The following is an 18,738-nucleotide window of genomic DNA, read 5'->3' as shown; positions in this document are numbered from 1 at the left end:
TCGGTGTTCGGTATTGACCGAACACCGAACACCTGTAAGGATCGGAACAGTGAACGGACGGCGGACCCACCACAGGCGCGCGGGCGCGGGCATCGAGGCCTTCGTGGTCGATGCCCTCGCACAGTTGGACATCGAGGCCCGCCGGCCCGTGACCGCGTCCGGGAGCCACGCCGACCTGGTCGTGGACCCGGACGGCGTGGCCGTGCCGATCCTCTTGGAGTTCCGCACGTTGGTCACCGACAGTGTTGCCGAGCGGCTGCTCACCGACATCGCGCCCTCGACCACCTCGGCCGCGTCCACACCGTTGCTCGTCGTCGCCGACCGGGTGACCGACGCGGCGCGCACCATGCTCATCCGCCACCACGGGGGCTACCTGGACCTGCGTGGCCGACTCACGCTGCGCACCGATCGCCTGGTGATCGACGCCGACATACAGCCGGTCACAGAACGCGCCGCACGGTCCGAGGCGCTCGGCGGCAAGGCCGGACTCGAGGTCGCCACCGCCATCCTGCGCCACCCCGAACGCGCCGGCACGGTGCGCGGGCTCGCGCGCGAGGTCGGCCGCTCCCCCAGCACGGTCTCGGAGATCCTCGCCGCCCTGCGACGAGACGGCCTCCTCGACAAGAACAACACCCTGATCGGCACCGACCTGTTCTGGCAGGTCGCCGACCGCTGGACGAGCCCGCGGGTTCATCTGGCGCAGCCCCCGACACCGGGCGATACCAGCCTGCAACGCACGCTCCGGCTCGGTCTCGACGCCCTCGACGGGCCCGGGTGGGCACTGACCGACTCCGCGGCCGCCGCCGCATACGGTGCACCCCTCGCATACCGTGAAGGTCAGACCCTCGACTTCTTCGTCCCCGACCCCTCGATCCTCCGGCGCGCGAGCACCCTGCTCGGGACCGTAGAGTCGGCCCGGCACGCGCACGCCACCGTCCGGGTCGCCCCGGTTCCCGCGGTCGTCCAGTCCCGGATCGAGCTGGACACCAGCCCGCTCGAATGGCCGCTCACGCATCCGGTGTTCGTTGCGCTCGATCTCGCCCAAGACCTCGGGCGGGGCCGGGAAATCCTCGATGCCTGGATACCCGGTGATCGGTGGACCCGTGTCTGGTAGCCGCCATGTCGTGTTCGTCGGCGATGCGATGGCCGCCGTCGCCGCGGGTGTCATCGAGGTTCGGGCACTCATCGGCCAGGCACCCGTCATCGTCGGCGGCCTCGCCGTGCTGTCCCGGTTGTCGAACCCCTACCGCGCCACCGTCGACCTCGACCTCGTCGACCGACTTCTCGGCGACCTCCCCCAACTCGAGGTCCTCCGCGGCGCCGATGGCGCCGAACCGGTCGAGCCGGCCGCCGTCCTACTGCCCACCCGGTACGGATCAGTCAAGGTCGACGTCCTCGAAGTCCGGCAGATCGAACTCGACCACCCCAGCGACGACCCCGGAGACCGCCTGCACGCCTCCGCGCACGCCTGGGCCAACGACACCGCAACCGACATCACCATCGAGGTCATCCGCACCAACGGTGACCGCGTCACGGTCACCACACCGGTCGCCGAGCCCGGGCCGCTGATCGCAATGAAACTCCAAGCGGTGATGAACCGCTCGGCCAACAAGCAAGGCACCGACCTGCTCGACATCGTGCACCTGATGCTCGACGAGACCACCCGCCCAGCAGCGCTGGCCCAGATCCGCTCCGCCGACGTCGCAACCGCGCAGGACATCGCCCTCCACGTCGATCTATGGTTCACCCGCAAACGCCCACAATCGCTCCAACGGATCCATGCAGTCGGCGGCCACGACATCACCACCGACGACCTCGACCTGATCGCCGAACTGTTAACCGACGCGACACAACGCTAGCGCCGCCACATCAAGGTGAGAGACGACGTCAGCGCTGGTCGCGATGTGATGTGGTGCAGACCGGCCACCCGGAGCCAGGGATCGAATCGTCGACCAGGTCCCGATCCGGGTCCACCACCCGCACGCTGCCCAGCAGCTTGCCGTCCATCGGATCGGGCGCCCGCGCCCGGTCTCGGTACCGATGCCATCCTGGACGCACGTCGCACCCAGGACCAACCCACCGGCCGCGCGGCGTCTTCCTGTTCGGCAACCGCCCGGCCCCGATCGCTCACTCCGCCACAGCACGCCACTCGGCTGTGCGCTCAGGCGTTGCCTGCGCCAACGCCTGCAACGTCGCTTCCCGATCAAAATCCTGACCGTAGACCGGGGTTCCCGGCTGTTGACGCCAGGAATCTTCCACCGCGCCCGCATCGACAGGGTCGAAACCGAGCTGATTGATCAGGTCGAACACCACCTGCTTCTTCACTGCGTCGTCACCGGCGACCGGGATCGCGATCCGGCCACTTGCCCCTTCCGGTAGGCCCTTCTCCAGAAGGTGCTTCCACCAGATTCCGTTGAACGCCTTGAACACCGGCACCCCGAGCCGTTCTTGCACCCATTCACTTTCCACCTGACCGTCTTCAATGGCGGCGATCAATCCGCTCGCTGGTGCGGGTAGTAGTTGTTGGTCTCGATCACCGGAGCACCATCGGCAGCGCCTTCGAGGATGCCGGCTGGAAGGTCCACGACGTTCTTCTGCGGGATGCTCAAGATCACCAGGTCAGCCCCCTCGGCGGCCTCGGTGTTCAATACCGCCTTCGCGCTGGTCTCCGCCTCGAGGTCCGCGAGGGTGTCGGGTGTCCGAGAGTTCGACACGCGCACATCGTGACCGAGCGCAGTCAGCCTGCGCGTCAGAGTGCCACCGATCTGACCAGCTCCGATGATTCCGATGCGCATATCTCTTGTGCTCCTTCGCCGTAGTGCCGCGATACTCGGCGACTGCTGCAAGCATCAACAACGGATACCGTCCGATAGTTCCGCGTGCTCGCATTCAGCTCAAACTGATTCAAATACTTGACAGTTCGGCTCAGACGGCCAGGTACGCCGCGCAACGCATGGACAGACCCGCGGCGAATCTGCCCAGTCGGCAGATGTCACAGTGGCCGAACCGAATCTTGTCGAGTCACCGTCGAGCAGGTGAAAGTGTCAACGCAAGTAGGTTTCACTTCATCCACCCGCACCAAGTTCGATCTCACGGAGTTCGACAGAAATTCCGGCCGAATTCCGACGGTTCTGTTAGCCAGCCTCGCCAGCACCTTCCCTCAGTGGGGTTTCCCGTGCCAGATACCGGTCGATGACGGTGCGGCGGAACCGCAGCCGGGCAGGTGATGCCGCGAAGCGGATCGTCGTGCTGGTGTCGGATTTGGTGTGCAGCGGGCCACCAGGGGATGGACATGGCGGTGAGCTGCGCGGCGACCGTGCCGCGCAGCGGATCCGGGAAGTTCACGCAGACCGCGCCGCCTGCTCGAGGGCGTCCTTGTTGCGTTCCATCAGCCGGCCGATCTCGTCGTCGGTCAGCAGGCCGCGGTAGTAGGCGCGTTCGATCTCGTTCCAGCTACCGGGCTCGTACGCATCCGCCGAGACCCCGCCGCTGACCGGGACCCGGCCGAACGTGAAGGTCCAGTCCAGCAGCACCTGCATCATCTCGGTATCGCCGATCTGGCCGGCGGTGCGGCGGTCGACGACCTCGGTCGGGGTCCGATCGAGCAGGGCCGGGTTCTCCAGCACAGTGCGCAGCATGCGGTGAATCGTCGGCTGCGAGATTCCGATGTGCTCATGGATGACCCGTTGGGTGATGTGGGCGGCGTTCGCCTCGGCCACCGCCCGCAGGACGTCGAGGTCGGCGACCCGGCGGCGGGCGGCCGCAGCGTCGAGTGCGGCGACAGCCTGGTGGTCGATGCTGTCCACGACAAGCACCTCCTCGCGCGATTCAAAATGAATCATTCCACTTCAGGGTATCCACACCCGCCCGACACCGTCCACCACAGCCCCGACCGATCCACCCCCCGCGGGGTGGCCGATCACACTAACGGCCCTACCGAAAGGGCCCGACCGAGCTCCCGGGCAGATCCCGGGGCCGTGAGCACCCCGTAACCGCAGCCGGCCGCGACAGACGACGTGCCCGCGCGAGCGTGCGCATTACCGACTGTGCGGTACCGGCGGATACCTGCGAACCGACGTGCCAGCGCTGATCCCGTCCCCGCCGGCCAATCGCGAGTCGCACTGTGTACCGGCCAGCGGGGTCGAGGCCGCCCGAGTCTGGGAGCGAGCGGCGACACCACCCGCGGAACTGACCGCAAAACCCCACGAAGAGTCACACGACGACTTCGTACACCACGCCCCGGGACTTGACCATTCTGCCGTCCATCGTCTAGGTGGGAGGTCACCGCGAAAGCTACCACCGCCCTGTTGCGCCAGTAGTCGTCGTGCCACAAATGGGTGATCGAGCCGATCGTCCTCCGGTGCCGGGTAACCTGCCGGCCGGACAACCACACGTTCGGTCGCCTCACCCCCTCCCCGAAACTGATCTCACGCAACCAAGCATTCGCCACAACCCCCACGCCGAACGCGTCGGCAAGGATCTGCGCCGACTCCCCAGCACACCAGGACGTGTCATCCGACCAGGTCAGAGCGCTGCGCGAGGCTCCGGTTCCTAACCGTCCATCCACGCAATCACATCGAAGAAGCGCCGTGCCGAGATCCCCACCGGCACTGCCCGACGACTCGAAACACGTTGCGATGGCCAGGCTCCATCACAGAACAACCAGGGCCTCGGAATACCGCCCTATCGATACCCGTGCTGACCAACGGGACGCGAATCGTCCATCGCAGCACGTAGCCGTCGTTCCAGCGAGCCCAGGTTCAGAAGTAGATTGCCTGCCGTAGGGTCTTCGGGGATGCACGCCGCGGCTTCCGTAGCGAGTGCCTTGTCCACCCGCTGAAACGCGGTGAATCCGAAATCAGTTAGTTCGACAAGGTTTTCACGCCGGTTTGACGGGTTCAGGTACCTGGTCACGTGCCCTGCCCGTTCGAGTCCGGTGATCGCTTTCGAGACGCTCGTCCAATGTCGTTCGAGCGTGTGCGCGAGGGTCAGCACCGAGACCGGCTCCCTGTCGGCCCGCACCAAGGATTGCATGATCTCGTATCTAGTCCACCCCACGCCGTACGGTGCGAGCATCTTCGTGAGCCGGTTCGATAAGAATCGCTGCGTACGCATCAGCGAGTAGACGACCTCGGTTTCCGGTAACTCCGGACTGACATCATCGACCTCATTTTCGGGCAGCACCGGTGTCAGGCCGGCACGTCGACGGGCTCGGCCGAGGATTCGGTCAGTCCGAGTTCGGTGAGGAGTTCGGTGGTGTGCTGCCCGAGATCCGGCGGGGGCATGCGCACGGTCGCGGTGTCGCCGTCGATGCGCCATGCTGCGCCGGGCGCACGCACCGAGCCCAGCCGGGGATGGTCGGCTTCGAGAACCATTCCACGCTCGAGAGTGGCGGGATCGGTGAACACCTCGGCGAGATCGCGAATCGCGCCGGCCGGAACACCGGCACGGTCGGCCGATGCCAGCACGGTGGTCGTCGTCTCCAATTTCAGTGCGGCACCGAGAACGGCGTGCAATTCCTGTCGATGCTCGACCCTGGCCCGGTTGTCGGCGAAGCGGGGATCGTCCGCCAGGCCAGGCAGGTTCAATGCGGCACACAACCGGTGCCACTGGCCGTCGTTGCCCACGGCGATGTTGACCTGTCCGTCTGCGGTGGCGAAGGTCCCGTAGGGGGCGAGGGTGGCGTGGTGGTTGCCGTTGCGCGTGGCGGGCCTGCCGGTCGCGAAGTAGGACCCGGCGTGGTAGGTCAGCATCGCGATGAGTGCGTCCTGCATGGCGAGGTCGATGTAGGCCCCCTCGTCGGTGCGGTCACGTCGAACCAGTGCGGCGAGAATCGCTTGGGCGGCGAACATTCCGGAGGCGACGTCGGCGATCGGCACACCGGTCTTGAACGGCTCACCGTCGGCGCTACCGGTCAGGCTCATCCACCCGGCGGTCCCCTGCACGACCTGGTCGTATCCGGCTCGTGGGGAATCCGCGCCGAAACCGGAAATCGAACAATAGATCAGGTGCGGGTACAACTCGCGCAACTGCTGGTGTCCGAGCCCGAGCCGGTCGGCCGTCCCCGGCCGCCAGTTCTCGATCACGACGTCGGCCGTGCCGACCAGTGCGATCGCGGCCTCCCGCCCGAAGTCGCTCTTGAGGTCCAGCTCCACGCTGCGCTTGTTCCTATTCACCGACAGGAAGTAGGCGGCCGTATCACCGACGAACGGCGGCCCCCAGCGGCGGGTGTCGTCGCCGGCGCCGGCGCGTTCGACCTTCACCACGTCGGCGCCGAGGTCCGCGAGCTGCAGTGTGCAGTACGGACCCGACAACGCCTGCGTGAAGTCGACAATGCGGATACCGGCGAGGGGAAGATCGCCCACGTCTTTGCTCCTGTTTCACTATTTGGCACAGAATGTGATAGTGTTCCAATTACAGAAGCAAGAGTAGGTAGAGATCGGGGACCAGTCAATGCAGCAGACAGCGGTGACCGCACTTCGCGTGCTCGATGAGGTCGCCAGACGCCAGCCGATCGGCGTCACCCAACTGGCACTGCAGATGGGAATGAACAAGAGCACGATGCACCGCACCCTGCGCGCACTCGAGGAAACCGGGTGGATCCGCCAGGCCGGCGGCGGTGACACCGGCTGGGTGCTCACGACCAAACCGATCGACATGGCGCGGCACGTCGCAGCGGACACCGGGCTGCGCGATCATGCCCGCGGGTCGATGGCCGCCCTGCGCGATCAGACCGGGGAATCCGTCCACCTCGCGGTCCGCGAAGGCACGGAGGTGGTGATCATCGACGTCGAGGAATCCGCCAGTCCGATCCGCATTCACTGGCCGGTCGGCACCCGATCCGCCTGCCATGCCACCGCAACCGGAAAGGCCATCCTCGCCTTCCTGTCACCCGGCGAGCTCGACGACGTCCTCGGTGACGGCCTCACCGGCTTCACCGACGCGACCATCACCGAGAAGGATTCCCTCCTGGCCGACCTCGATGCCGTTCGCCGACGCGGATACTCCATCGCCGAAGGTGAACTGCGGGAGGACATCGCCTCGATCGCCGCGCCGATCCTCGGACGCACCGGGACCCCGCTCGCGTCGATGTCGGTCTTTCTCCCCATCCATCGCATGCCCGCCGACGGCGGGAAGACCCTCGGTGAACAGGTCCGCGAAGCGGCCGCGGTGATCAGCGGAAAATTCCGCATCTGAAGTCAACCCGACGAACTGGGTCTCCGGCCACCGGCCCGGGAATGCGTGCGGCCGTCGGCCTCCAGTGGATCGCGTTCGTTGCCGGTGTTTCCCGCGGAGGTCCTGATCGCGATCCTCCGGTCACGCGACGATCGGGGGGCGGCGCTGCGGTCATATTGGGCCATCAGACGAACCCGCCCGCGATGGAGAGCGCGTCGCGATCCCGGCGAGGTTTCACGGGGACATCATCAATGCGAGGTTCCCCTGCCGCTCTCGGAGCGATCACACTCGTCACCAGGCTCAGCCTGATGATGTTCACCTCGGTGAAGAGTCCGCACCGTACCCGGTCTGTTTCTGGCGCATCCTGTTCGCCACCGGGTTCGTTCTCTCCGACTACGTGTTCCTGCTGTGACACTTCCCTGCACTGACGTTTCCATCCTCGTCGAGGACTTCACCCACGCCCTGACCAAGGCCTGCGTCGGCTCGAGCCACTTACCACCCCTACGGGGCCGTATCGGCAACCGTTCCTACAGCGGCAAACCACCCGGTTGGGGTGGCGCGGTATGACGTGCCACACAGCAAGCTAGTCAACTAGTACGAGGTGGTGGGAAACAGCCGGACGGCGGGGAGAAATTTCTCCGTCACGACGGTTCGAGCACCCTGTCCTGGAGTGGGAACACCGGCCAGGTCATCGACCTGACCAACCATGGCGACGAGTTCACTGTCCGAATAGTTGAAAAGCTTCCTGCTTCCTGGCTCGGGGCCACCGGGCTCCGCAAGATGCGAAGCAACCCACCTGACCACCTTTTGCGCTCGATCTGTCTCAGCAGTAAACCAATTCGGCAGTGCAGCGCCGCAAGGATGCTCGATTTCGAACAGTCTGAGGAAACCCTGCTGTCCAGGCACGTCCTCCGGCCCAATGAGGAGCCATCACGGCTCAGAAAAGGATGCAAACCATGGCCCACCATGTCCAACTCGGCGTCTTCATGCCCGTCTTCAACAATGGCTGGATCATCTCCAAGAACGCTCCCCAATTCATGCCGACCTGGGAGATGAACCAGCGCATCGGAAAGTACGCAGAGTCGATCGGCTTCGACTTTCTGTTTTCCGCCGTGAAGTGGCGCGGTTTCGACGGCGAGACGCAGCACTGGAACCACACGCTCGAGCCGGTGACCGAGATGAGCGCCATCGCGGCCGTCACCAGCCGGATCAAGATCATCGCCTCGATGGTGCCGCTCTATCTGCATCCGGTGGTCGCGGCCAAGATGGCGGCGACGATCGACGACATCAGCGGCGGTCGATTCGGCGTCAACCTCGTCAGCGGAACGTATTTCGGTGAGTTCGCGCAGATGGGAATTCTGCCGGACGACTATGCAACCACCCGGTACGACCGGCTGCAGGAGTGGCTCGACATCGTCAACCTCGTGTGGACCGAGGAGCGTGTCACCTACAAGGGTAAGTACTGGCAACTCGAGGACTGCCAGTGCAGCCCGAAGCCGATCCAGAAGCCGAGGCCCCTCCTGGTCTGCGCCGGGATGTCGGAGCGAGGTATGGATTTCACCGCGAAGAACGCCGACATGAACTTCCTCGCAGGGAAAAACTACGAAGACCTGACAGCTGTGGCGTTGCAGTCCAAGGAGGTCTCGGCTCGTCTGGGCAAGCCCAACGACACCGCAACGGTTCTGGTCGTCATCATCGGGGACACCGACGAAGCGGCCGAGGCTGAGGTGGAGCACTACCGCGCCGGCGTCGATGTCGCGGGATGGCAGAACCTTACCCAGGTCTACGCCGAGGACTCGGATGGGAAAATGGCCCAGGCGCTCCTCGAGCAGGCGAAGAACGACGTTTTCTACGCGGCTCAACCCGTATACGGCAGCCCCACGACGGTCGCCGAGAAGCTTGCCAAGATCGCACTGGACGGTCAGATCGACGCGCTGCTGCTGACTTTCCCCGACTACATGGAGGGGCTGCGGCGGATGGACCAGGAGGTCAAGCCCGAGATGGAGCGTCTCGGGATCCAGTTCTCTACGACTTCCTCGATGGTTGGGGTGGCACAGTGATGGCTGGCCCCAAGACGGCGCCGCTGGCCCTGGATCCGGCTCGGACGGTTGTCCTGGCGATCGACATCCAGAACAGTTTCACCCACCCCGACGGTCTGGTTGCGCGCACGGGTGGCGACAGAGAGGCGATGATCTCGACCATTCCCCACATCCGCAATCTGGTCGAGGCCGGTCGCGAGCGGGGGATGCAGGACATCTGGACCCAGCATGTTCACTACCCGGACGACGCCAAGTGGACCCGCCATCAGGTGGTCCCCCACTCCTACCGCTGGGATCACGGGCCCAGTGCACTGAAGGGAACCTGGGAGGCAGACTTCGCCGACGAGGTGAAGGACCTGACCGACACGTCGACCGAGATCATCGAGAAGCACCGGTTCAGTGCCTTCTTCGACACTCGGCTCGACACGCTGCTGCGCATGTTGGACGCCCGGACCGTGATCATCACCGGGCTCGTCACGACGCACTGTGTCGAGGGTACGGCCAGAGACGCGTACCAGAAGGACTACGACGTGATCGTTCCCGCAGAGTCCGTGGCGGCCTTCAACACTCCGTCACACGAGGCGAGCCTGTCGCTGATCGACAACACCTTCGGCAAGGTCCTCCCCGTCGAGAGTGTGCAGCGGCTGATCGCCGGCGACACGGTGGAGATCGACTATCGATCGCCTTTCACCGTCTGACCACTCAGCGCATACCCCCGCTTCCTCGGTGACGCACGCGAATCGGGGTGGCTCCCGGTCGCGGCTCATCCTGCAGAACACAACCACGAGAAGAGGTCACTCATGATCGAACACACCGTCAGCTTCACGCTCAAACACCCTGCGGGCTCTGCCGAGGAGAAAGACTTCATCGAATCTCTCCGCGACATCACAAACATGCCAGGCGTTCAGAACTTCAGGATCAATCGACAGGTGAGCAGCAAGGGGCCCTTCGCCTTTCAGATCTCGATGTGGTTCGACACCCAGGCGGAGCTCGATGCGTACGACGCGAGCAAGGCGCATGTCGACTATGTCCACGAGCGGTGGATTCCGGAGGTCACCGAATGGCAGACGCTCGACTTCGTCGAGATCTGAAGCAAGGTACGGAAATAAGCCGTTTTCGGACACCCGTGAGTACCGCCCGAGACAACTGATCGGCCGAGAAGCCCGATCACCATCTTCTACGTAGGAGACGCGACATGACCGAAAGAAGTCAGACGGCCGAACGTGCCGATCTGCCATCGCTCGTCCTGGTTCCCGCCACGGACGTTCAGGGCGAGCTCGAGCCGAAGGGGCAGCGCGCGGGCGCCGACAGCGGAGACCCGCAGATGGCGCTGCGCCTGCTGGACACCCTGGGAAACGGCAACGTCGGCATCTGGGAATGCGAGCCTGGAGGGTGGCCCATCCCGAGCCGGGTCGACACCGAGGCCAGCTACCTCCTCTCGGGGGCCGCGGACGTCACAGACGACTCGACGGGCATCACTCATCGGATCTCCGCCGGCGATTTCCTGGTCATGCCCACGGGGTGGAGCGGCCGCTGGGACGTGGTGGAGAAGGTCCGCAAGGTCTACTCGATCTTCTGAGCGACGGGGGTCCCCGACCGCAGATGTCTGCGGTCGGGGACCCCGCACCACCATGACGGTGAGCGCCGCGGATCCGCGGCGCTCGCCCGAGCCCGATGGGCCGTCCGGACAGCACTGTGTTGGCCCCCTCGGCGGCACCGTCCCACCCACCACAACCCACCCACTGATCTGACCCCACATTGGAGGACCCGTGACCCTCGTTCAGCCGACATGGACCGAAGCGCCGCCGGCGCGAGACTGGCCGATGCAGGTGGCCGGGATTCCGGTCGAGGCTGCCGACGGGCGGTGGCTCGACGTCCACCCGCCCTCTCGGCCCGAGACGTTGCTCGCCCGAGTTCCCCGCGGAGGTGCAGTTGATGTGGACCGTGCGGTCAACGCCGCGCGGGAGGCGTTCCCCGGCTGGCGCGCCATGCACTTCACCGAGCGGCAGCGCAGGCTGTTGGCGATCGCGGATGCCGTGGAGGCACATGCCGACGAACTGGCGCGGCTGACCGCGGTGGACACGGGCAACGCCGTGCGCACGCAGGCACGCCCGGAGTGCCGGGTTCTCGTCGACCTGTTCCGGTACTTCGGCGGTGTAGCGGGTGAGGTCAAGGGCGTCGTGCTTCCCGCGGGTGACGGCCAGCTCCAGTACTCGGTGCGCGAACCCCTCGGTGTGGTCGGGGCGATCCTGCCCTGGAACTCACCGCTGATGATCGCCGGCATGAAGATCCCGGCTGCGCTCGCCGCCGGCAACACGATGGTCGTCAAAGCGGCTGAGGATGCCCCGCTCACGGTGCTGCGGCTGGCCGAGTTGTGCGCTCCGTTCCTGCCCGACGGTGTCCTCAACGTGATCACCGGGCTCGGGATCGAGTGCGGAGCTCACCTGGTCCGCCACCCGGGCGTCGACAAGGTCTCGTTCACGGGATCGACCGCGGTGGGACTGGATGTGGGGAAGGCCGCCGCCGAGCGGCTGATCCCCGCCTCTCTGGAGCTGGGCGGCAAGAACCCCAACATCGTCTGGCCCGACGCCGTGTCGGAGGAGACGATCGACGGCATCCTCACCGCCATGCGCTTCACCCGGCAGGGCCAGAGCTGCACGGCGGGGTCGCGACTGTTCCTGCATCGCTCGATCTTCGACGAGGTCCTCGACGGGCTGGTCCGCAAAGTCGCGCAGCTGCGGATCGGTGATCCCCTCGACGAGGCCACCGACATGGGCTGCCTCATCAACGCGAAGCAGCACCGGCGCGTCGCGTCCTACATCGAGGAGGGACTCTCCACCCCGGGGGTCTCGCTCGTCTACGACGGTGCCGACATGTTGCCCGCCGGACTCGAGGGGTACTACCACGCACCGACGATCTTCAGCGGCGACAACGAGTGGCGTCTGGCCCGCGAGGAGATCTTCGGACCGGTGATGGTCGTGGTGCCGTGGGAGGACGACGACGAGGTCCTGGCGATGGCCAACGACAGCAACTACGGGCTGGCGGCCTACCTGTGGTGCAAGGACGTCGACCGCGCCCTGGGGGCCGCCCGTAGAATCGAGGCCGGCTGGGTTCAGGTCAACCAAGGTGGTGGACAGATGGTGGGTCAGTCTTACGGTGGCTTCAAACAGAGCGGGATCGGCCGGGAAGTGTCCCTCGAAGGGATGCTCGAGGGATTCACGCAGATCAAGCAGATCAATGTGAGACTCTCCCGATGACGCGCCTGCGAAGGCGTGGCCGAGAGGTGGCGATTCCGACCGACCGGCCCTGATTCGAGCTGACCGACTCGGATGCCGCAATCGCAGTCGCGCTTGACAATTGATTCTGTTGGGAGTGATCCGGTCGAGAGGAGGCTGCTGGCGTGGAACGGAACGAGCGGTCATCAGTGGTCGGCGCCGAAGCCCTGACGTGGATCGCGGGCCGGACTACAGTGCCCGACCTCCCCGACGGTGTTGTCGACCGAGCGCGCCTGTTTCGTGTGCTCGACGACGCCCTCGCCTATCCGCTGGTGACCGTCACCGGCCCCGCGGGGTGGGGCAAGACGCAGCTTCTCGCCTCGTGGATTCGTTCGCGGCAGTGTCCGCTGGAAGCGGCATGGTTGAGCGTCGACCGGTCGGACGCCGACCCGCGGGTCTTCTGGCCTGCGGTGATGGCGGCAATTTCGCGTGCTCGGCAGCAGACCACAGATGACCAGCGACCGGTCGACTCCGTCGGCCCGGTCCGCGAGGCACTCGGGCGCGTCGACGATCCTCTGGTGCTCGTCCTCGACGATGTCCATCTCCTCGGGGAGACAGTGGTCGAACCGCAGCTCGCCGCACTGGTGCACATGCTGCCGCCGGGAGTTCACGTGGTCCTGAGCGGTCAGTATCTCCCCGCCCTACCCCTGGCGAAGCTGCGCGTGGAACAGAAGGTCTTTGCCATCTCGGGCAACGAACTCGCCTTCACCACATCCGAGTCGGCCGCGATGCTGGCGCGCTCGGGTGTCGAGGTGTCCGAGCAAGTAGTGGCGGCGCTTCGGGATCGAACGGAGGGGTGGTCCGCTGGCCTGCGTCTCGCCGCGCTCTCCCTCAACGACGGACTCCCGCCCGAGGACCTGCTCAAGCAGTTCGGTGGTGACCACATCGATGTCGCGGACTACCTCATGTCCGAAGTTCTCGCGCACCTCCCCACAGACGTCGAGGATTTCCTGCTCCGGACGTCCGTGTGCGACCGGCTGACCGGTGGACTGGCGGCCGAGCTCAGCGGCCGCGGGGACAGCGCGGAATTGCTCAGATGGATGGCGCGACACAATATCTTCACCACGGCGGACGGGCCTCGTCAGATCTGGTTCCGCTACCACCCGATGCTCGGCGAACTTCTCCGGAGCCGGTCCGAGAACCTGGGCCGCACGACGGTCCGCCGATTGCACGCCACCGCGATGTCATGGTTCATTGCCCACCACATGCCGGTCGAAGCCGCCGAGCACGCACTACGCGCGGAGCAATGGGCGCCGGCGACCGACATCCTCACGGGCGCCTGGCTCGGTATGTACATCGACGGGAAGCTCGTCCAGCTGCGTGAGCTCATCGACCGCCTACCGCCCGACATCGTCGCGGAGTCGACCTTGGGCCAGGTGCGGACCGCGATAGCGCTGGCGTTGGGTGACGCCTCCGGCGCGCCCGGCTTCGTCGGGACCGGGATCGATGTCTACACCAGTGAGCAGACGCCCTCGTCGCCACAGGTGAGAGCACCCGTCCCCGAAGAGGGCGAACCGATCGGTGTCGTCGACGCGGAGACCTCGTCGCCGGACCACCCACGGCCCGTCTTGTCCGAACTCGTCGTCGACCTCGAACGCGCCCGTCTGGTGGGAGACCTGGTGGGCGCGGCCACCGCGGCGCAGCAACTGGTCAGCTTGTCCAGATCGAGTGACGTGCACGATGCCGGGGTGGCGTCGGACCTGCGGGCCCTGGCACTGCAACAGCTCGGCATGACCGAATACTGGGCGGGACGCCGAAGCGACGCCGAGGCACATCTGCGCGAAGCCCTGTCGGAAGCCACGGGAAACGGTCGTGCCTATGTCCAGCTGGGCTGCCTCGGGCACCTTGTCCTGGTGTTGACCGCCCAGAACCGCCTGACCGAAGCGTTGCGCGAGTCCGAGACGGCAGTGGCGCTCGCCCGCCGGCACAACTGGGAGTTCACCGCCGCGACCGCACCCCTGTGGCACGCGTTGAGCTGGGCAGCCTACATGCGCGGGGATCTCGATCTCGCCGTAAACCACCTCGACGTCGCCGCCGTCGAGGTCCGCAGGCAGGACGCCGCTGTGCGCGCAACGATTCTGTTGGTGCGTGGCATGATCACCGGGCTCCGGGGCCGGTGGCGGGACGCCCTGGAGCTGCTCGACGAGGCGTCCCTCATGGTGGCGCGCATGCGCACCCCCTACGTCTTCGACGACTACATCGTCGGCGGACAGATCCGACTGATGGCCGCCATAGGTGATATCGGCGGTGCTCGCGCGGTGTTGGCCCGATACCCCGACGACCCGGACGGACCCGTCTATTTCAGCGTGGTGCGCGCCGAGGTGCTCGTCGGCGCCGGCGAACTCGACTCGGCAATTGAGCTTCTCACGCACGCGACCAGGACCGGGAAGGGATTCATCGACCAGCACGTGCAGGCATTGGTTCTCCTCGCCCTCCTGCGCGAGCGGGCCGCGGACCAGAACGCCGCCCTCGGTGCGATCTGTGCTGCGGTGTCCCTCGCCGCCCCTGAGGGTTTCGTCCAGCCGTTCCTGCAATTCGGCAGGCCGGCCGAACGTCTGCTCCAGTCCGCTGCCCGTCATTCCCACCTCGACCGGGCCTTCGTCGATCAGGTCTTCCGTGCGTTCGACGCACTGCAACCCGAGGTGTCGAGGTTGACTGCAGTGACAGACTCGCTCGACGAGCCACTCACCGACCGAGAGCTCGAGGTGCTGCGCTCACTCGACAGCCTGGACTCGCTGCCGGAACTGAGCGCCTCGCTCTTCATCTCGGTCAACACCCTCAAGGGTCATTTGCGCAACATCTACCGCAAGCTCGGCGTGGGGAGCCGCCGCGAAGCGGTCGTCAAGGCCCGATCGCTCGGCCTGATGTAGCACCCGGCCGGCCCGCGGTAACGGGGCCGGGCGGGCGTGCAGCCGCTCCCATCAGTCTCACAGACCGTCCCCGATCAGCTGGACGTCTCTGGGGCGGTCAGGAGCAGCGCGCTGTCCGAGAAACTCACCTACGCCGATCACGATCTACCGCACCGTCCGACGCGGTCGGTCGAGCACGGGCGGCGCCGACAGGTGTTGAGAGCGGTGATGAAACAGGAGCGATTGGTCGCTGACCTCGCTGATGTACATCCAAGGAGGGCGGCGTCAGCGCTGGAGATCTGCCGTGCGTGAGCGATGCTGTCGGCGTCGCAGGAGATGTCCATCAGCGTCGCGTCTGGAACGGTGCCGTCGACATCGATCCGGGTGACGACGGAATCCGCGGAAGCGGCCGCCTCCCCTGCGATGCCGATGTCGGCCCGGATCAGAATGCGGACACCGATGGTGCCCGTATGTCCGCAGCCGTGGTGGTGCAGCAGCACTTCTCAGCGCACTCAGCTCGCTCAGGTTCGGTCAGTCCACCCCAAATCCCATGGAGCTGAGCCGTATCCAGGGCATACCGGCGGCACTCGTCCAGAACAGCGCAGTTCGCACCGATACCGCGTGCCATGAGCTCGCGCTGCACGCGTTCAGTGGCTGATTCGTCCTCCGGAGCACAGAAGTAGTAGTCGCCAGACCTATGCAGTTGGCGAATGTGCGCCATCGGGTGGACATCGCCACCAGATGATGACGGGTCGTCGAACGGACTGGTCGTGCCGTGCCGCCACCTCATCTCGAGCGGGGTACTCAGTCGGTGACGCCTTCTGCGCGAGCAGCGGCGGCGACTGCCTCCGCGACAGCGGGGGCGACGCGAGGATCGAGCGGGCTGGGAACGATCCTGTCCACAGCCAGCTCGTCACCGACGACCGAGAGGATCGCCTCGGCGGCGGCGAGCTTCATGCCCTCGGTGATCCGGCGGGCACCGGCATCCAGGGCGCCCTTGAACACACCGGGGAAGGCGAGCACATTGTTGATCTGGTTCGGGAAATCGCTGCGCCCGGTGGCGACGATCGCCGCATGCTTGCGGGCGACGTCGGGGTGGATCTCCGGATCCGGGTTCGACAGCGCGAACACGATGGAGTTCTCCGCCATGGTCGCGATGAGCTCCTCCGGGACGGTGCCCGCGGACACACCGAGGAACACGTCCGCGCCGTCGAGGGCCCGGGCGACGCCGCCGCGGAGGGCGGCCGGGTTGGTGCGGGCGGCCAGGTCGACCTTGATCTCGTTGAGGTCGGTGCGGTCGGCCGAGACGATGCCCTTCGAGTCCAGGACCGTCACGTCCGCGATGCCGGCGGCGAGCAGGATGTTCGCGCAGGCCACACCGGCGGCGCCGGCACCGGAGATCACCACCCGCAGCGCGGACAACTCCCGGTCCTGGACCTTCACCGCGCCCTTCAACGCGGCGAGGACGACGATCGCGGTGCCGTGCTGGTCGTCGTGCATCACCGGGCAGTCCAGCGCCTCGATGACCCGCTTCTCGATCTCGAAGCAGCGGGGTGCGGAGATGTCCTCGAGGTTCACGGCACCGAAGCTCGGGCGCAGCCGGATCAGGGTCTCGACGATCTCGTCCGGGTCCTTGGTGCCCAGGACCAGCGGGATCGAGTTCAACCCGGCGAAGTTCTTGAACAGGGCCGACTTACCCTCCATCACCGGAAGGGAGGCACGCGGCCCGATGTCACCCAGGCCGAGCACCGCGGAGCCGTCGGAGACGACGACCACCAGGCGGTTGGTCCAGGTGTAACGGTCGGCGAGGGTCTCATCGGCGTGGATGGCGCGGGAAACCTGCGCGACACCGGGCGTGTAAGCGATCGACAAGTCGCGCTGGCTGTCCAGCGGGGTCGTCAACTCCACGGACAGCTTTCCCCCGACATGGCCGGCGAAAATCTCCTCGTCGGTCAACTCGACCTTCCGCGGTGTGGTGGGTTCGGACACGATGGACACGGGGTCTCATTTCTTCATAGGTGTGCACGGGAAGTGACCGAGAGAGCTCTGATCTGAGCCCGGTAATCAAATCGCGGCGGGCAGGGCATGTCCCATCCGGTCACGCTTGGTCCGCAAGTACCGTCGGTTGTGGGGATTCTCGGCCACGGGCAGCGCGATCCGCTCGACGATCGTCAGCCCACGGTCGGCGAGGGTCCGACTCTTGGCCGCGTTGTTGGTGATCAGACGCACGCGCCGCACGCCCAGCTCCGCCAGAATCTGGGCGGCCACGTCGAAGGTGCGTGCGTCGACGGGCAGACCCTGCGCGGTGTTGGCATCGACGGTGTCGAGGCCGTCGTCTTGCAGTGCGTAGGCCCGGATCTTGTGGCCGAGGCCGATTCCGCGTCCTTCGTGGCCTCGCAGGTAGACGACCGTGCCGCAGCCCTCGGCTGCGACCGCACGCAATGCCTGCTCGAGTTGCTCCCCGCAGTCGCACCGTAGTGACGCCACGATGTCGCCGGTCAGGCACTCGCTGTGCACCCGAACCAGGGCACCGGCGTCGGAGGTCCCCGACGCGGCCACATCGCCCATGGTCAAAGCCAGGTGTTCGGTGCCGTCGAGGGTTGAGCGAAAAGCAACGGCGCGAAACTTCCCGAACGCGGTGGGCATGGTCGAGGTGGCGACCTGCTCGATCAGTTTCTCGGTGCCGAGACGGTATTGGATCAGGTCCGCGACCGTAATCATCGGCAGTTCGTGCTCGGCGGCGAAGCAGCGCAGCGCTGCCCCTTGCATCATCGCGCCGTCCTCCCCCACGAGCTCGCCGATGACCCCGACCGGCTCACGGCCGGCGAACGTGAGCAGGTCGACGGCGGCCTCGGTGTGGCCCGGCCGCACCAACACACCGCCCGGACGAGCTCGCAGCGGGAACACATGTCCTGGTCGTCTGAGATCACCGGGTCGGGTGCCCGGATCGGCGAGCGCACGAAAGGTGAGCGCGCGGCTGGCCGCCGAGACACCGGTTCCGCTCGCGACATGGTCGACCGTGACGGTGAACGCCGTTCCGTGTGCATCGGTGTTCTCCGAGACCATCTGCGGTAGGCGAAGCCGTTCGACCCGATCGGCCGTCATCGGGGCGCACAGAATGCCGGTACTGTGCCGCACGACGAACGCCACCTGCTCCGGCGTCGCCGACTCGGCCGCAAGGACAAGGTCTCCCTCGTTCTCGCGGCCGGCGTCATCGACGACGATCACCATCTCGCCCGCGGACAGGGCATCGATCGCCCGCCGGACGGCGCCCACAGGCGCCGGCGTCTCAACCGGGCAATCGGAGGGAATCGCCCCACCCACAAGCCGGCTCGTCATGGTCATCGGTACTCCTTTGGTTGCTCGGCGGGGTGGCGTCGCTGTCATGCTTGCGCGCTC

15 protein-coding genes and 1 pseudogene are annotated in these 18,738 nt (G+C 66.1%); 9 read left to right on the top strand and 7 right to left on the bottom strand.

The window, feature by feature from the left end:
• Positions 1 to 49 precede the first annotated feature (49 nt).
• Positions 50 to 1,114 (top strand): helix-turn-helix domain-containing protein, encoded by a 1,065-nt coding sequence (locus P3H15_RS31945; protein ID WP_276140880.1) that lies wholly within the window; start codon positions 50 to 52, stop codon positions 1,112 to 1,114.
• Positions 1,115 to 1,124: 10 nt separating this feature from the next.
• Positions 1,125 to 1,859 (top strand): nucleotidyl transferase AbiEii/AbiGii toxin family protein, encoded by a 735-nt coding sequence (locus P3H15_RS31940; protein WP_276140879.1) that lies wholly within the window; start codon positions 1,125 to 1,127, stop codon positions 1,857 to 1,859.
• Positions 1,860 to 2,127: 268 nt separating this feature from the next.
• Here the strand turns inward: P3H15_RS31940 and P3H15_RS31935 are convergent.
• From P3H15_RS31935 to P3H15_RS31920, 4 genes and pseudogenes are all read right to left on the bottom strand, one after another.
• Positions 2,128 to 2,795, bottom strand: a pseudogene (locus P3H15_RS31935) (NADPH-dependent F420 reductase).
• 546 nt (positions 2,796 to 3,341) lie between these two features.
• Positions 3,342 to 3,806, bottom strand: coding sequence for a helix-turn-helix domain-containing protein (locus P3H15_RS31930; protein ID WP_276140878.1), 465 nt, complete (start codon positions 3,804 to 3,806; stop codon positions 3,342 to 3,344).
• Between the two features lie 877 nt (positions 3,807 to 4,683).
• On the bottom strand, positions 4,684 to 5,184 hold the full coding sequence (locus P3H15_RS31925) for a MarR family winged helix-turn-helix transcriptional regulator (RefSeq protein ID WP_276140877.1): 501 nt from the start codon (positions 5,182 to 5,184) through the stop codon (positions 4,684 to 4,686).
• 5 nt (positions 5,185 to 5,189) lie between these two features.
• The gene (locus P3H15_RS31920; protein WP_276140876.1) at positions 5,190 to 6,365 is read right to left on the bottom strand and encodes a CaiB/BaiF CoA-transferase family protein; all 1,176 of its coding nucleotides are present in this window, start codon (positions 6,363 to 6,365) and stop codon (positions 5,190 to 5,192) included.
• An 88-nt stretch (positions 6,366 to 6,453) separates the two neighbouring features.
• On the opposite strand from P3H15_RS31920, the gene P3H15_RS31915 reads away from it, so the two are divergent.
• The 7 genes from P3H15_RS31915 (at position 6,454) to P3H15_RS31885 (ending at position 15,360) form a co-directional block, all read left to right on the top strand.
• Entirely contained in the window at positions 6,454 to 7,197 is a 744-nt protein-coding gene (locus P3H15_RS31915) for an IclR family transcriptional regulator (RefSeq protein WP_276140875.1), read from the top strand.
• Positions 7,198 to 8,132: 935 nt separating this feature from the next.
• Positions 8,133 to 9,236, top strand: a complete 1,104-nt coding sequence (locus tag P3H15_RS31910; RefSeq protein ID WP_276140874.1) for an LLM class flavin-dependent oxidoreductase — start codon at positions 8,133 to 8,135, stop codon at positions 9,234 to 9,236.
• Positions 9,236 to 9,913: a cysteine hydrolase family protein gene (locus P3H15_RS31905; RefSeq protein ID WP_276140873.1), complete on the top strand. Its 678-nt coding sequence runs from the start codon at positions 9,236 to 9,238 to the stop codon at positions 9,911 to 9,913. Before P3H15_RS31910 ends, P3H15_RS31905 begins: the two co-directional genes overlap by 1 nt.
• Before the next feature lie 102 nt (positions 9,914 to 10,015).
• Positions 10,016 to 10,306: a Dabb family protein gene (locus P3H15_RS31900; RefSeq protein ID WP_276140872.1), complete on the top strand. Its 291-nt coding sequence runs from the start codon at positions 10,016 to 10,018 to the stop codon at positions 10,304 to 10,306.
• A gap of 104 nt (positions 10,307 to 10,410) precedes the next feature.
• Complete coding sequence (locus P3H15_RS31895; RefSeq protein ID WP_276140871.1) at positions 10,411 to 10,794, top strand: cupin domain-containing protein; 384 nt, start codon at positions 10,411 to 10,413, stop codon at positions 10,792 to 10,794.
• A 190-nt stretch (positions 10,795 to 10,984) separates the two neighbouring features.
• On the top strand, positions 10,985 to 12,472 hold the full coding sequence (locus P3H15_RS31890) for an aldehyde dehydrogenase family protein (RefSeq protein WP_276140870.1): 1,488 nt from the start codon (positions 10,985 to 10,987) through the stop codon (positions 12,470 to 12,472).
• Between the two features lie 143 nt (positions 12,473 to 12,615).
• Complete coding sequence (locus P3H15_RS31885; RefSeq protein ID WP_276140869.1) at positions 12,616 to 15,360, top strand: LuxR C-terminal-related transcriptional regulator; 2,745 nt, start codon at positions 12,616 to 12,618, stop codon at positions 15,358 to 15,360.
• Between the two features lie 421 nt (positions 15,361 to 15,781).
• Here P3H15_RS31885 and P3H15_RS31880 read toward each other — a convergent pair whose 3' ends face one another.
• The 3 genes from P3H15_RS31880 to P3H15_RS31870 form a co-directional block, all read right to left on the bottom strand.
• Positions 15,782 to 15,967, bottom strand: a complete 186-nt coding sequence (locus tag P3H15_RS31880; protein ID WP_276140912.1) for a WhiB family transcriptional regulator — start codon at positions 15,965 to 15,967, stop codon at positions 15,782 to 15,784.
• A gap of 176 nt (positions 15,968 to 16,143) precedes the next feature.
• Positions 16,144 to 17,337 carry an NADP-dependent malic enzyme gene (locus P3H15_RS31875; protein WP_276140868.1) on the bottom strand — a complete coding sequence of 398 codons (1,194 nt, stop codon included), beginning with the start codon at positions 17,335 to 17,337 and terminating at the stop codon, positions 16,144 to 16,146.
• 66 nt (positions 17,338 to 17,403) lie between these two features.
• Positions 17,404 to 18,684, bottom strand: coding sequence for a bifunctional 3,4-dihydroxy-2-butanone-4-phosphate synthase/GTP cyclohydrolase II (locus P3H15_RS31870; RefSeq protein WP_276140867.1), 1,281 nt, complete (start codon positions 18,682 to 18,684; stop codon positions 17,404 to 17,406).
• Positions 18,685 to 18,738 lie beyond the last annotated feature (54 nt).

Origin of the sequence: Rhodococcus sp. T2V, assembly GCF_029269925.1 — a bacterium.
GTDB lineage: Bacteria > Actinomycetota > Actinomycetes > Mycobacteriales > Mycobacteriaceae > Rhodococcus_F > Rhodococcus_F koreensis.
This window is presented reverse-complemented; position numbering and strand designations above follow the sequence as displayed.